We start from the raw sequence: 14076 nt of genomic DNA, 5'->3' as shown, positions 1-14076 counted from the left end.
CGGACGGCGGCCGGCGCTGCCACGCCCGTTCCCGTCCCGAGGCCCAGCACCCGGCCGGCATCGTCCAACCGCTCGCGGCGCAGGCAGGAAGGGGGCGAGGGGGCCGGCAGACCCCGAGCGGCCGGCCCACCGGGCCCGCCCCGCACCGGGGACGGCCGTTGCCGCACGAACCGGCGGCCTGGCAGGATCGGGCCATGACGAAGGACCCCCTCCTGGCCAGGGCCCGGGGAGTGTGGCAGGAACTGGCGTCCGCGCCGGTCGCGTTCGGCACGGAGGGCGACGTCCGCGTGGTGGCCTCTCCAGGGTCGAGGCTCGGCCCGCCCGGCTGGGTGGGCGTCGTGGTCCTGGGCGGGGCGGCGGTCGTGACGGCGCCGACCCAGGACGTCGCCGACCGGATCCGCGCGGCTGTGGCCGGGCTGCCCGCCGCCGGGCTGAGCGACCCGGGGCCGATCGCGAAGGCGCTCCCGGTCGGCCGGGTGCTCGGGCCCGCCGCGCTCGCCTACGTCTCCGGCGCCGGCTTCCGGCCGGTCGCCGCCGACGGGCTGTCCGTGGAGCAATTGCCGGGCGGGCACCCGGAGCTGACCGACCTGGAACGGGCCGCCGGGGCGGAGGACGCCGGTGAGGCCGGCCTCGACGAGATCACCTCGCCCGCGTTCGCCGTCCGGGTCGACGGCCGGATCGCCGCCGCGTCCGGCTACCGCCGGTGGCCGGCCCGCACGGCTCACCTCGCCGTGCTGACCGCACCCGACCGGCGGGGCTTGGGGCTCGCCCGCGCGGCCGGTTCCGCCGCGGTGCGGCACGCGCTCGCGCGGGACCTGCTGCCGCAGTGGCGGGCCCGGGTCCCGGCGTCCCGGCGGGTGGCGGCCGGGCTCGGCTTCGTCGAACTCGGTTTCCAGCTCAGCGTCGAGCCGACCTGATCCGCAGCGGCTCGGCGGCTCGGCGGCTCGGAGGCGAGGCCCCGGGCGGCCGGGGTCCGGGCGGGCGATGAGTACGTCCGGCGGCCGGAAGAGCGCCGGTTCGCCCGCGACACCCGTTCGACGACTCTGCGTCGCGTCGCTGTGACGGTCCGTGGTCGTGCGGGCGTACTGTGCGACATAAGCGGGAGGTGGCCATGTCCATGGTGGATGTCGCGGAGCTGCGACGGCTGGTCGCCGAGCACGACGCCCTGGCGGGGGACGGCTCGCCCGACGCGCGGCAGCGGCTGCGGGACATCGGGTACACCATCGGCGTCTACACCGGGGAGGCGGACGCCGCCCGCGCGGTGACGCGGGCCCGGGAACTGCTCGACGCGGGCCGCGACGGCCCCGCCGGCGGGACCGGCGTCCCCACCGACCCGGATCGGCAGGCGACCCCGGCCGAGGCGCTCCCGGACGCCCTGCTGGCGGAACTCGGCGAGCTGGCCGCCCGCGAGCAGGGCCGGTCCCGGTCCTTCTCGACCCTCGGCGACGTGCTCCACCTCGCCAGGGTGGCGCTGCCCGACTGCGCGGGGGCGGCGGTGAGCACCTGGCACGACGAGGGGTCGGTGCGCACCCTGGCGGCGGGATCGCCGCAGCTCCTGGCGCTGGAACGGGCGCAGGGCGAGGCCGGGGCCGGGCCGCTGTCGCGGACCAGGGCCCAGGGGGAGGGCCACGTGGTGGTGCGGATCGAGCCGGGACGGCCGGGGCGGTTCACCGACCGGGCCCGCCGCTGCGGCATCCGCACCGTGGTCGCGGCCCACCTGAGAACCCACCCGCACGGGTGCACGGCCTTCAGCGCCTACCTGCTCTCCCCGGGGGAGCCCGCAGCGCCGGTCCTGCGGCTGATCGCGGCGCTCGCGCTCCAGGCGTCGATCGCCCTGGACCGCTCGGCGCTGGCCCGGACGGTGGCCGACCTGCTGGACCGGCGGCACACCACGGGGCTGGCCATGGGCGTGGTGATGGAGCGCTACGGGGTGGCCCCGCACACCGCGCTCATGCTGCTCGCCCAAGTGGCCCAGCGGCTGGACACCGACCTCGGCACGGTGGCCCGCCGGCTGACCGACCGCGACCGGCCGGGTGGCCGCACGTCCTCCTGACCGCCGCGCCGCGGCCCGGGGCGGCGGTCCCGAGGTGCGGTCCCGCCCGTCGCGCGGACAATCGACAGGCGGGGGCCGAACCCGAGGAGGCGGGCCATGATCGACCCGTACCGTCGCTACGCGGTGACCCTGCCGGTCACGACCGGGGGACACGCGCCACCATCCGTGGTCGTCGTCCACCCCACCGACACCCGGGGCCCGGGAGGAAGGCCGGTGTGGGCGAGCGCCGACGGCGGTCTCCGGGTGGAGATCGCCGGCCGGGTGGCCACCGTCCTGACCGCACCCGCCGGGAGCGCCCGGCACCCCTGTCTGGACGCCGTGCCGCTGCCCTGAGCGCGCGTGCGCACCATGGCGGGGGCGTGCACCGCCCGGTGCACGCCCCCGCCTCACGTCAGCGGGCGGCCGCCATGGTCTCGCGCACCGTGACGAGGCACGGATCGCAGTAGCGGTCGGGCACCCCGGCCGGCCCGTCCAGGCCGTTCGGGACCACCCGGCGGGACAGCTCCAGCAGCTGCCCGCAGAGCGCCGTCGACGCGTCGTCCTTCGACACCACGTGCCACACCAGGCCCGACGGCTCCACCGCCGGATCGGACTCGGCCCACATCTCGTACACGACTGCCTCCCGGAGCAGGGGATCGGGCTTCCCATGCAATCCTGGGCGACGCCGGTCGGCCACCGGGTGGCACCCACTGGGACGGTTCTTCGACGCCCCGGGGGGCTGTCCGGGGCGGGCCCCGGCGCCCGCCGGTGGCCGGCCGCCACCCGGCGCCCGAGCGGCCCAGACCCACAGCCCGCCGCGGTCCTCCGTCCGGCGTGCATGCCGAGCGCCGTCCCGCGTGCCCGCCCGCACCGGGAACCGGCCGGCCAGGAGGAGAACACTCCGCGTCGCGCTGCGCCATGATCGTCCGGCCGCCCGCCGACACCCCGACCGGGCCCTCCCCGCGGTCCGGGGGACGTCCGTGCCCGGTCGGGGGAATGCCCACGCCGTTCTCGACCGGAGCCGGGGCCCGGCGGTTCGTCGCCCGCCGCGTCAGTCCTTGCCCGCGTCCTTGAGCTTCTCCGCGGCCTGCTTGAGGTCGCTCTTCAGCTGGGTGCCGCGCCCCTTGGCCTCCATCGTCCGGTCGCCGGTGGCGCGGCCGGCGGCCTCCTTGGCCTTGCCGCGGGCCTTCTCGGCCATGTTGCGCATCTTGTCGTCGGTCGCCATGGTGTTCGCCTCCGTTCGACGGCGGGCCGGTGCCCGCCCGCAGGCCCGTCTGCCCCGGACGGGCCGGTCCATGCGTCATCCGGACGGCTGAACGGAGGCCGTCAGCCGGGCCAGGTCGTCGACCACGTCCTGAAGTCGCCCGCGCCGCCGCAGGCACCGGCGCTGGCGCTCGGCGCCGCTGCCCAGCCGGCGCAGCCGGTCCAGCCCGGCCTCGACGGCGGCCAGGTCGCCGGCGGCGGACAGCCCCGGCGCGGCCCGCTCCAGCAGCCGGTCCACCAGGGCGGGCATCGGCACCGGCCACCCGGTGAACGGGTCGATGCCCTCGCCCACCGGGCCGGTCTGGGCGGCCCGGCGGTGGGCGGCCGCCAGCCGGCCGTGCGGCACGGCGGGCGGCGGCATCCCGGCCCGCGCCTCGTCGAGCAGGACGGCGCCCAGGCCGCGCAGCAGCCCGGCCAGCAGCACCACGGTCCCCAGGTCGGCGTTGGCGTCGGCGACCCGCACCTCCAGCGTCGGCAGGTGCTCGGACGGCCGGGCGTACCAGTAGATCGACCGCCGGTCGAGGATGGTCCCGCGCGCGACCAGGGCGTCGGCGCGCCGCTCGTAGCCCCGCTCGTCCACCAGCGGCGCCGGGCCGACGGTGGGCCAGCGCGACCAGCGCACGTCCCGCCAGCTGGCGAACCCGCTGTCACGGCCCCGGTCGAACGGCGAGTTGACCGTCAGCGCCTGCAGCACCGGCAGCCAGGGCCGCAGCCGGTTGCCGAGGGCCAGCGCCAGGGCGCGTTCGAAGGTGCCCAGGTGGACGTGGCAGCCGCACAGCGCCCCGGCGTTGTCGGCGGCCGCGGCCGGATACCGGGCCGCCATCACGTGGTAGCGCGGGTTGTCGGTGAGCAGGGCCGGTTCCGGCCCGGCCAGCACCGGCGTCCCGCCGGCGACCAGCAGGCAGTCCGCGTCGGCGGCCGCGGCCACCAGGACGGCGCGCAGCCGGGCCAGGTCGTCGGCCAGCTCCTTGAGCCGCAGCGCCGGGCGGGAGGAGGTCTCCACCTGCACCTGGAAGATCTCCGGCTGCACCTGGTCGTCCAGCACCGTGGCCGCCGCCGCCAGCACCCGCGGCCCGCACGCGGCCGGCAGCCGGGTGCGGCGGTCGACCAGCAGGAACTCCTCCTCCACCCCGACGGTGGGCACCGTTCTGAGGCGCGGGTGCGCGGTCACGGCCCGCTCCGCCACGAGCTCCGGGCCGGCGCGGCGGCCGTCGCCGCGAGCCGGCCGTGGTGCCGGGAGGCCCACGGCTGGGGGCCGCGCGTGCACGCCTCGTCGTCGAAGCGGCCGCGCGCGCCGCGGTCAGCAAGATCGTCGACCGGCGTCCACAGGTTCGCCGGGGCCGCCACGGGCTGCGGACCGTCCTGCTGCTGTGCCGAACGGCCGGTGCGGGCCAGGTGGCGGTCCAGCAGACCGGGCGCGACGGCGTTGGCCGGCAGGGTGGCGGCGGTGCTCGCGCCGACCCGGTACTCGCGAAGGCCGGGCAGCCGGTCGGGCACCCGGCCGAACCGCGGGGTGCTGACGGCCGGCAGCCTCGCCATGGTGACCCGCACGCCCGAGCCGGCGGCGAGCAGTTCGCGGTTCAGCGCCTGGTGCGGGCCCTGGACGGCGCGCTCGGCGCTGCTGCAGGCGCTCTGCGGCGGGATGCCCCGGTAGGCGATGGCCGGGCCGACCTGGACGACGGTGCCGCGGTCGCGGGGCACCATCCGGTGCGGTGCGGAACGGGTGCCGTTCACGTACCCAAGGTAGGTGACCTCGGTGACCCGGCGAAACTCGGCGGCGGCGGTGTCCGCGAACGGTGCGTACACCCCCGCGAAGGCGTCGTCGGCCCGGACGCCGATCGGCCCTCATGGCGGGCACATCGCCGCCCGCGCGGGGGCGAAACGCCCCGGCGCCGCGGCGGCTCAGTCCGTCGGCGGGCGCCGTCCCCGGCCGTCGTGCCGGCGCAGCTGGACCAACGGCAGCAGCAGCCAGCAGCAGGCGAAGTAGGCCATCACCGCGCCCGCGATCCAGGCGGCCGTGGCGCCGCCGATGGCCTCCCGCAGCAGCAGGAGCAGCGCCGAGCCGATGGTGAGGGCCAGCAGCACCAGCCCGATCGCGACCAGCCGCGCGGCGGCTTCGACCAGCTCCGGCTTGAGCCGGCGGCCGGCGAAGAGCCGGTGGTAGGAGACCGGCGCGGCGAGCGAACCGGTGGCGAGCGCGCCCAGGACCACGGTGACCACGTAGAGATTCCGGTCGAATTGCTCCAACTGGGCGAAGCGCGGCATGAAGACGACGCTCAGCAGGAAGCCGAACAGCACCTGGGAGCCGGTCTGCGCGACCCGGACCTCCTGGAGCAGATCGTTCCAGCGGCGGTCCGCGCGCTCCTCCGGGGACTCCTGCCGCCCGGACCGGGACGGGTCGGGGCCGTTCCGCCCGGTCGCTCCCGGCGCCATCCGGCCCACCTCCGTCCTGTTCTGCCGCGTCCCTCCCCGCGCGTCCGTTCCGCGCTCCTCCGGATCATTCTCCGGGCGCGCCCGCCCCGCGTGTAGCCGGGCCGCGGACGGGCAGACGCGAGCCGTGGACGAGACGACGCGCACGGCACCGGATCCGCCGCACGAGGCCGCGGACCCGCCGGTCCCCGGCGTCCGCGCGGCCCGATCGGCCGCGCGGCATCATGGGCTGGACGGCACGAGGCCGTTCCGACCGGACCGGGAGCCAGCCATGCACCACTGCGCCAGGGGCACGGGGGACACCGGGCACGGGGCGGGGGAGCCGGAGCGCACGCCCCGCGACGAGTACCGGCCGGGGGAGCTGCGGGTCGCGGTGCGCCGCGCGGGGCCGGTGCGGATCGTCGCCGTCGGGGGCGAACTGGACCACGACTCGGCCGACGAGCTGCGCACCGCGCTGGCGGGGCCGGGGGAGGACGGCCTCGCCCGGATCCTGGTCGACCTCGCCGAGCTGCGTTTTTGCGACTCCACCGGACTGAACGTCCTGTTGCGGGCCCGGCAGGAGGCCGAGCTGGCCGGCGTGCGGCTGGAGGTCGCCGGGCCGCGCCCCGCCGTGGTGCGCCTGTTCGCCATCACCGGGGCGGACACCGTGCTGCGGATCCACCCCGACCTCGCCCTCGCGCTGGGACCGGACAGCGGCCCGGTCGGCCCGTGAGGGGCCGTGATGACCAGTCCTGAACCCACTTCGGCGCCGGACCCGGACTTGGACGAGACCCGGCGGCTGGCGCTGAACGGGCCCCGGGGGGCGGTGCGGCGGTCGCGGGAGTTCAGTCGCCAGGCGCTGCTCGACTGGCACTGGCTGGCGATGGACGGCGAGCACTGGCCCGACGACGAGCAGGTGGCCGTCTTCGAGGACGTCCTGCTGATGGTCTCCGAACTCGTCACCAACGCCTGCCTGTACGCGCCCGGCGGTCCGCGCGAACTGCGGCTGTGCTGGAACACCCTCCGGCTGCGGGTCGAGGTCAGCGACGCCAGCCCGGAACCGCCGCGGCTGCGCCCGTCCGCCTATCCGGGGAAGCCGGGCGGGCACGGGCTGCGCGTGGTGGACCGGCTCGCCGGCGCCTGGGGCTCGCGGCCCGAGGGCGCGGGCAAGTCGGTCTGGCTGGAGGTGCCGTCGCCGCTGGACCACCGCCGGCCGATCGGTGCCCGGGGCCGCTGAGCCCCGGGCATCCGGGCGGTCGGGCGCGCTCGGCTCCGGGTGTGCTCAGCCCGCCGGCCGCGCTCAGCCCGCCGGCCGCGGTTCGGTCGGCGGGCCCGGATCGGGCTCCGGCGGCGGGAACGGCGGCACCGGCGGCGGAGCCGGATCGGGCTCCGGCCAGGGCACCGGGTTCGGGTGCGGGTGCGGGTGCGGGTGGGGGAACGGCTCGGTGTCCGGGTGGCCCGGTGGTGGGACGGTCGGAACGGTCATGGCGCTGCTCCTGGTGCTTCTGGTGCTCCTGGTGTTCACGGTGCGCACGGTGCTTCTCACCGGCCTCACCGGCCGAGCGCGGGGGGACAGCTCGCGCTTGCTCATCTTCGAGCGTCCCTCGACGCCGCGCTGCCTGGCCTCGTCGTCCAGCTGGTCGTGGGTGGAGCCGCGGCCGGCGATCTCCTCGGCCCGCTTCCCGCTCCCGCCGCGCTCCAGCGCGCTGTCCTTGATGTGTCCGTACCGGCGCTCCCGCCGGGGGCTCGATCCTCGGGGCATGGCCGTGCTCCTTCCGGGTTCCCCTGTTCTTGCCGCTCGCGCCTACCCGGCCGGCGGGCGGCCAACCACCCGGCGGCCGTCGGCGGACCGCACGCCCCGCGTGTCCCCGCCGCGCGAGGGTGGCACAGTGGGAGGCGGGGCGGCGCCGCCGCCCCCAACGGCCGGTGCCGCCCGTCGGGCGATCCGGCCGTGCGGTCGATCCGGGCGGTGGACGGATGGACGAGCACCAGGCTCCGCACAGCACGCCACTGGCCGCGGCGGGCCGCGCGGACCAGCCCGAGCAGGTCCTGCGGCAGCTGCTCGCCGGGCTGACGGCGGTGCGCGACGGCGACTTCCGCACCCGGCTGGGCCCCGACCTGCCGGGCGTGCCGGGCGAGATCGCCGCCGTGTTCAACGGCATGGTGGAACAGCTCGCCCGGGTGACCTCCGAGGTGACCCGGGTGGCCCGGGAGGTCGGCAGCGAGGGGCGGCTCGGCGGCCAGGCCCACGTCCCCGGCGCGGCCGGGACGTGGCTGGGCCTCACCGAGGCCGTCAACGCGATGGCCGGCGACCTCACCCGGCAGCTGCGCAACATCGCCCAGGTGACCACGGCGGTGGCGCGCGGCGACCTCACCCAGAAGATCGAGGTCGACGCGCGGGGCGAGCTGCTGGAGCTCAAGAACACCGTCAACACGATGGTCGGCCAGCTCTCGGCGTTCGCGGACGAGGTGACCCGGGTGGCGCGGGAGGTCGGCAGCGAGGGGCGGCTCGGCGGCCAGGCCGACGTCCGCGACGTCTCGGGCACCTGGCGGGACCTCACCGAGTCGGTGAACGTGATGGCGGACAACCTCACCGCCCAGGTCCGCGCCATCGCCGAGGTCACCACGGCGGTCGCCGAGGGCGACCTCACCCAGAAGATCCGGGTCGACGCCCGGGGCGAGATCCTGCTGCTCAAGGAGACCATCAACACGATGGTCGACCAGCTCTCGGCGTTCGCCGACGAGGTCACCCGGGTGGCCCGGGAGGTCGGCACCGAGGGAAACCTCGGCGGCCAGGCCACCGTCCGGGGCGTCTCCGGCACCTGGAAGGGCCTGACCGACAAGGTCAACGTGATGGCCTCCAACCTCACCGGCCAGGTCCGCTCGATGTCCGAGGTGGCCACCGCCGTCGCCCGGGGCGACCTCTCCCGGAAGATCACCGTGGAGGCCAAGGGCGAGATGGCGGCGCTCGCCGGGGCGATCAACACCATGGTGGACACCCTCTCGGTGTTCGCCGACGAGGTGACCCGGGTGGCCCGGGAGGTCGGCACCGAGGGCACCCTCGGCGGCCAGGCCCGCGTCCCCAACGTCGCCGGGACGTGGAAGGACCTCACCGACAACGTCAACTTCATGGCGCACAACCTCACCAGCCAGGTGCGCAACATCGCCCAGGTGACCACGGCGGTCGCCGAGGGCGACCTCACCCGCAAGATCGACGTGGACGCGCGCGGCGAGATCCTGGAGCTCAAGACCACCGTCAACACCATGGTCGACCAGCTCGGCTCCTTCGCCGACGAGGTGACCCGGGTCGCCCGCGAGGTCGGCACCGAGGGCCGGCTCGGCGGCCAGGCGGAGGTCGAGGGCGTCTCCGGCACCTGGAAGCGGCTCACCGAGAACGTCAACGAACTCGCCGGGAACCTCACCCGGCAGGTCCGCGCGATCGCCGAGGTCACCAGCGCCGTCGCCGAGGGCGACCTGACCCGCTCGATCACCGTGGACGCCTCCGGCGAGGTCGCCGACCTCAAGGACAACGTCAACTTCATGGTGGAGTCGCTGCGCGAGACCACCCGCGCCAACCAGCAACAGGACTGGCTGAAGACCAACCTCGCCCGCTTCACCGGCACCATGCAGGGCAAGCGCGACATCCGGGCCGTCGCCGAGCTGATCACCGACCGGCTGACCCCGCTGGTCGGCGCCCAGTACGGCGCCTTCTACCTGGCCGAGGAGGACGGCGAATCCACCCTGCTGGCCCGGATCAGCGCCTACGGCCTCCCGGCCGACGGGACCGCCCCCGCCCGGGTGCGGCTCGGCGAGTCACTGGTCGGCCAGGCCGCCCGCACCCGGCGCACCCTCACCGTGGACGACCTGCCGCCCGACTACGCCACCATCGCCTCCGGCGCCGGCGCCACCCACGCCCGCTCGGTGGTGATCCTGCCGATCGCCCTGGAGGAATGGCTGCTCGGCGTCATGGAGTTCGCCTCCGTCCACCCGTTCAGCGCCGTCCACCTCGATTTCCTGGAGCAGTTCGCCGAGGCCTGCGGCGTCAACATCGGCACCCTGCTCGCCAACGCCCGCACCGACGAACTGCTCGGCGAGTCCCAGCGTCTGACCGCCGAACTCCAGGCCCGGTCCGAGGAGTTGCAGAACGGCCAGGAGGAGCTTCGGCGCTCCAACGCCGAACTCGCCGAGAAGGCCGGACAGCTCGCCGACCGCAACCGCGACATCGAGGCCAAGAACCTGGAGATCGAACAGGCCCGCCAGGAACTGGAGGAACGCGCACGGCAGTTGAGCCTCACCTCGATGTACAAGTCGGAGTTCCTGGCCAACATGAGCCACGAACTGCGCACCCCGCTCAACAGCCTGCTGATCCTCGCCCAACTGCTCGCCCAGAACGCGGCCGGCAACCTCACGCCCAAGCAGGTCGAGTACGCGGGCGTCATCCACTCGGCCGGCTCCGACCTGCTCCAGCTCATCAACGACATCCTCGACCTCTCCAAGGTCGAGGCCGGCAAGATGGAGTTCAACCCCGAACCCTTCGCCGTGCAGGAGCTGCTGGCCTACGTCGAGTCCGCCTTCAAACCGCTCGCCGACCAGAAGGACCTCACCTTCCGGATCACCGTCGAGGACGGCGTCCCGCCCGAACTCGTCACCGACCAGGCCCGGTTGCGCCAGGTGCTGCGCAACCTGCTCTCCAACGCCCTCAAGTTCACCGACACGGGCCGGGTCGACCTGCGCATCGAACACGTCGACGCCGGCGCCCTGCCCGCCGAGCTCGGCCAGGCGGAAGCCGCAGTGGCCTTCCACATCGACGACACCGGCATCGGCATCGACCCCGCCCACCTCGACACCATCTTCGGCGCCTTCCAACAGGCCGACGGCACCACCGGCCGCCGCTACGGCGGCACCGGACTGGGCCTGTCCATCAGCCGCGAACTCGCCCGCCTGCTCGGCGGCGCCCTCACCGTCCGCTCCACCGCGGGGCGGGGCAGCCGGTTCAGCTTCTACCTCCCGCTCGCCCGCCGCGACCGGCCCGCCGCCGCCCCGGCCGCCGAGGCCCGCGTCCTGGTCGTCGAGGCCGAGCCGTCGGGCCTGCTCACCCTCCTCGCCCGCACCGCCGTCGAGGCCCACGGCGACGAGCACCCGGCCGGCCTGCGCAGCGCCGGGGACGAACCCGGCCTGCGCGCCGCCATCGCCGACGGCCCCTACCGGTGCGCCGTCGTCGACCTCGCCCACACCGGCGAACTCGCCCCGGTCCTGCTCACCACCCTCCCCGAGAGCACGGCCGTCCTCGGCTACCACGGCGACGGCGGCCCCGCCGCGCGCGCCGCGACCACCGTCGACCGCCTCGAACTCTTCTCCGGACTCGACGGACTGCGCGAGCGCCTGATCACCCTGCTCGGCGGCCGCCACCCGACCGCGGCGGACCTCGACGACAGCGCGGTCGACGCCGACGACCCGCTCGCCGGGCGCACCGTGCTGATCGTCGACGACGACATCCGCAACGTCTTCGCCCTCGCCGCCGCCCTCGAACAGCACGGCCTGACCGTCCTGCACGCCGGCGACGGCCGCGCCGGGCTCGACCTGCTGCGCCGGCACCCCGAGACCGACCTGGTGCTGATGGACGTGATGATGCCCGGCCTCGACGGCTACGCCACCATCGCCGCCATCCGGGCGGACGAGCGCTTCGCGCGCCTCCCGGTCGTCGCCGTCACCGCCAAGGCCATGGCGGGCGACCGGGCCAAGAGCCTCGCGGCCGGTGCCGACGACCACGTCACCAAGCCCGTGGACACCGCCCTGCTGCTGGAACGGATGCGGCACTGGCTGGACGCCTCGCCGGATGCCACACCGGATGCCACACCGGACGCCTCGCCGGACGCCTCATGAGTGCCGATCCGCAGGACGGCACCCCGCAGGAGGGCACCCGGAGCGGCCCCGCCCCGTCCGGCTCCGGGCCGCTTGACGGCGACGGCGACGGCGACGCTGTCGCGCGGCAGCTCGCGGGCGCCGTCCGGCGGCTCCAGCACGCCGCCGAGCGGATGCGCGCCGAGGAGGGCACCCGGGCGCTCGTCGACCTCGCCACCGGGATGCTCGCCGAACGGCTGACCGTACCGCCCGCCGAGGCCGCCGCCCGGCTGGCCGGGCTCGCCGGGGAGGCCGGGGTCCCGGTCGTCACCCTGGCCGCCGACGTCGTCGGCCGGTCCGCCGGGCCGCCGCCCGAGGACCCCGAACCACCGGGGACGCCCGGGCCGCACGAGCCGTCCGCGTCGACCGGGCAGCCCGACGTCCCGTCGACACCCGTCCGGGCCCTCGCCGCCGTGCCCGACCTGGCCGCCGCCGTCGAGGCCGTCCTGCGCCAGGGCGCCGCGCCGCTCGGCGCCCACGCCGTTCTGGTCTGGCAGCGGCTGCCCGCCGGAGCCCTCGCGCTCGCCGCGCAGGCCGGGCTGCCGGCCGACGAGGCCGAGGCCTGGAGCCGGGTGCCGCCCGGCGTCCCGAGCCCCGCCCGGCAGGCCCTCGCCACCGGTGCCGAGCACTGGCCCGGCGACGCGGCGCCCCCCGGCCCGTACGTCGGCGGCGCCGACACGCCCCGGGTCGTCCTCCCGCTGCTCGACGCCGGCCGCCGGCGCGGCGCGCTGGAAGTGCTCTGGCCCGGCCCCGCACCCGCCCTCGGCCACGCGCAGCGCCGCCAGCTCCGGGCCCTCGCCGACCTCTGCGCCACCGTCCTCGGCGACCCCGAACCCGCCGTCCCGCCGGAGCGGCAGGCCGACCTGCTGGACGGCCTGCTCACCCCCGCCCTGCTGCTCGCACCCGTCCTGCGGGACGGCCGGGCCGTCGACTTCACCATCCTGCGCACCAACCGGGTGTTCCGCGACCCGCTCGGCCGCCCCCGCAGCGGCCTGGACGGCACCTCGCTCTTGGAGGCCTACCCGGTGGCCTGCGCCACCGGCCTGCTCGAACCGCTGCTGCGGGCCCACGAGACCGGTGAGACCCGCACCGACGACCACCTTGACCTGGTCTTCCAGGGCGGCGGCATCGCCCAGCCCACCACCCTGCGGATCGCCGTCGCCCCGCTCGACGGGCGGCTGCTGGTCACCTGGCAGCGGGAAGCCGACCAGCCCGGGGAGTCCGAACAGACCGCGCTGCTGCGCCAGGCCCAGCGCCTCGCCCAGGTGGCCGGGTTCGAGGAGCAGACCGCCACCGGCCGGATCCTCTGGAGCGCGGGCCTGTCCGAGCTGTTCGGTCGGCCGCCCGGCGCCCCGGCGGTCCCGCTGGCCCGGCTCGACCGGCATGTGCACCCGGACGACGAGCCCGCCGTCCGGCGGCTGCAGGACACCGTCCAGCACCGGCTGCGCACGGCCTCGGCGGTGTTCCGGCTGGTCCGCCCGGACGGCACGCAGCGCTACACCCGCGTGGTGGCCGAACCGGTCCTGGACGCCGACGGAGCGCTGAGCGCCGTGCGCGGCGCCTACCACGACGTGTCGGCGCAGCACTGGACGGAGGTCGCGCTCGGCGCCACCCGGGCGCGGCTGGCCGACAGCGAGCAGGAGTCGGCCGAGCGCGAACAGCTGGCGCTGCGGCTCCAGCAGGCGATCCTGCCCGCCGCGCCGCCGTCGCTCGGCGCCACCGGGCTGCGCGCCGCCGTCCGTTACCGCCCCGCGGCCAAGCGCGAGCGGGTCGGCGGCGACTGGTACGACGTGCTGGTGCTGCCCGACCGGCAGGTGCTGCTCGCCGTCGGGGACGTGGCCGGCCACGGCGTGGGCGCGGCCACCGGCATGGTGGCGCTCCGGCACGCGCTGCGCGGGCTGGCCGTCACCGGCGCGGGGCCGGGCCGGCTGCTGGAATGGGCCAACACCGTGGCCCTGCGCGAGCCCGGGCAGCTGACCGCGACCGCCGTGTGCGTGCTGCTCGGCCCGGACGACGGCACACTGCGCTGGGCCCGGGCCGGCCACCTCCCGCCGATCAGGCTCGCCCCGGACGGCGCCGAGGTGTTCCCGCTGCCGCACGGGGTGCTGCTCGGTGCCCTGGCGGACGCCGAGTACGAGGAGTACACGGCCCGGCTGGAGCCGGGGGACGTCCTGCTGCTCTACACCGACGGCCTGGTCGAGCGCCGGGACTGCCCCGTCGAGGAGTCCGTCGACCACCTCATCCGGGCGGCCGGCCGGCCCGGCCCCGACCTGGAGCGGTACCTGGACCTGCTGCTGGAGCTGAGCCCGGCCGACACCGACGACGACACCTGCCTGGTCGCCGTCCGCGTCGAGCGGGACGGGCAGGCGGGCGACCGCCCGGACGCCCCGCGTTAGGCCGGGGCCCGCCCGGGTAGGCGCGACGCTGCGGAGGGGATCGGACACCGAGGGGGCGCCGACCGAAGGGACACC

12 protein-coding genes and 1 pseudogene are annotated in these 14076 nt (G+C 76.4%); 7 read left to right on the top strand and 6 right to left on the bottom strand.

Annotated features, from left to right (window positions below; translation table 11 throughout):
• Positions 1–194 precede the first annotated feature (194 nt).
• From ACFCLZ_RS01945 to ACFCLZ_RS01935, 3 genes are all read left to right on the top strand, one after another.
• Positions 195–917 carry a GNAT family N-acetyltransferase gene (locus tag ACFCLZ_RS01945; RefSeq protein ID WP_380282821.1) on the top strand — a complete coding sequence of 241 codons (723 nt, stop codon included), beginning with the start codon at positions 195–197 and terminating at the stop codon, positions 915–917.
• Positions 918–1111: 194 nt separating this feature from the next.
• Positions 1112–2053, top strand: coding sequence for a DUF5133 domain-containing protein (locus tag ACFCLZ_RS01940; protein WP_380282820.1), 942 nt, complete (start codon positions 1112–1114; stop codon positions 2051–2053).
• Positions 2054–2149: 96 nt separating this feature from the next.
• Complete coding sequence (locus ACFCLZ_RS01935; RefSeq protein ID WP_380282818.1) at positions 2150–2386, top strand: DUF6296 family protein; 237 nt, start codon at positions 2150–2152, stop codon at positions 2384–2386.
• 58 nt (positions 2387–2444) lie between these two features.
• On the opposite strand, the gene ACFCLZ_RS01930 is transcribed toward ACFCLZ_RS01935, so the two are convergent.
• From ACFCLZ_RS01930 to ACFCLZ_RS01910, 5 genes are all read right to left on the bottom strand, one after another.
• Entirely contained in the window at positions 2445–2666 is a 222-nt protein-coding gene (locus ACFCLZ_RS01930) for a hypothetical protein (RefSeq protein WP_380282817.1), read from the bottom strand.
• 417 nt (positions 2667–3083) lie between these two features.
• The gene (locus ACFCLZ_RS01925; protein ID WP_380282816.1) at positions 3084–3257 is read right to left on the bottom strand and encodes a CsbD family protein; all 174 of its coding nucleotides are present in this window, start codon (positions 3255–3257) and stop codon (positions 3084–3086) included.
• A 75-nt stretch (positions 3258–3332) separates the two neighbouring features.
• Positions 3333–4466 (bottom strand): glutamate--cysteine ligase, encoded by a 1134-nt coding sequence (locus tag ACFCLZ_RS01920; RefSeq protein WP_380282815.1) that lies wholly within the window; start codon positions 4464–4466, stop codon positions 3333–3335.
• Positions 4463–5101 carry an SDR family NAD(P)-dependent oxidoreductase gene (locus tag ACFCLZ_RS01915; RefSeq protein WP_380282814.1) on the bottom strand — a complete coding sequence of 213 codons (639 nt, stop codon included), beginning with the start codon at positions 5099–5101 and terminating at the stop codon, positions 4463–4465. Before ACFCLZ_RS01915 ends, ACFCLZ_RS01920 begins: the two co-directional genes overlap by 4 nt.
• 96 nt (positions 5102–5197) lie before the next feature.
• Entirely contained in the window at positions 5198–5728 is a 531-nt protein-coding gene (locus ACFCLZ_RS01910) for a DUF6328 family protein (protein ID WP_380282812.1), read from the bottom strand.
• 268 nt (positions 5729–5996) lie between these two features.
• Here ACFCLZ_RS01910 and ACFCLZ_RS01905 point away from each other — a divergent pair, with 268 nt between their 5' ends.
• Positions 5997–6437, top strand: a complete 441-nt coding sequence (locus ACFCLZ_RS01905) for an STAS domain-containing protein (RefSeq protein ID WP_380282811.1) — start codon at positions 5997–5999, stop codon at positions 6435–6437.
• Positions 6438–6446: 9 nt separating this feature from the next.
• Positions 6447–6941, top strand: a complete 495-nt coding sequence (locus tag ACFCLZ_RS01900) for an ATP-binding protein (protein WP_380282810.1) — start codon at positions 6447–6449, stop codon at positions 6939–6941.
• 336 nt (positions 6942–7277) lie between these two features.
• On the opposite strand, the pseudogene ACFCLZ_RS01895 reads toward ACFCLZ_RS01900, so the two are convergent.
• Positions 7278–7466, bottom strand: a pseudogene (locus tag ACFCLZ_RS01895) (plasmid stabilization protein); the annotation flags it as partial.
• Positions 7467–7681: 215 nt separating this feature from the next.
• Here ACFCLZ_RS01895 and ACFCLZ_RS01890 point away from each other — a divergent pair.
• Both ACFCLZ_RS01890 and ACFCLZ_RS01885 read left to right on the top strand, forming a co-directional pair.
• Positions 7682–11587 (top strand): HAMP domain-containing protein, encoded by a 3906-nt coding sequence (locus tag ACFCLZ_RS01890; RefSeq protein WP_380282809.1) that lies wholly within the window; start codon positions 7682–7684, stop codon positions 11585–11587.
• Positions 11584–14001 carry a SpoIIE family protein phosphatase gene (locus ACFCLZ_RS01885; protein WP_380282808.1) on the top strand — a complete coding sequence of 806 codons (2418 nt, stop codon included), beginning with the start codon at positions 11584–11586 and terminating at the stop codon, positions 13999–14001. The genes ACFCLZ_RS01890 and ACFCLZ_RS01885 overlap by 4 nt, the downstream gene beginning before the upstream one ends.
• The last annotated feature ends 75 nt before the right edge of the window (positions 14002–14076 follow it).

This window comes from Kitasatospora purpeofusca (assembly GCF_042691725.1).
GTDB lineage: Bacteria > Actinomycetota > Actinomycetes > Streptomycetales > Streptomycetaceae > Kitasatospora > Kitasatospora purpeofusca_B.
Note: the sequence above shows the minus strand (reverse complement) of the source record. Positions and strands in the feature narration are given on the sequence as shown.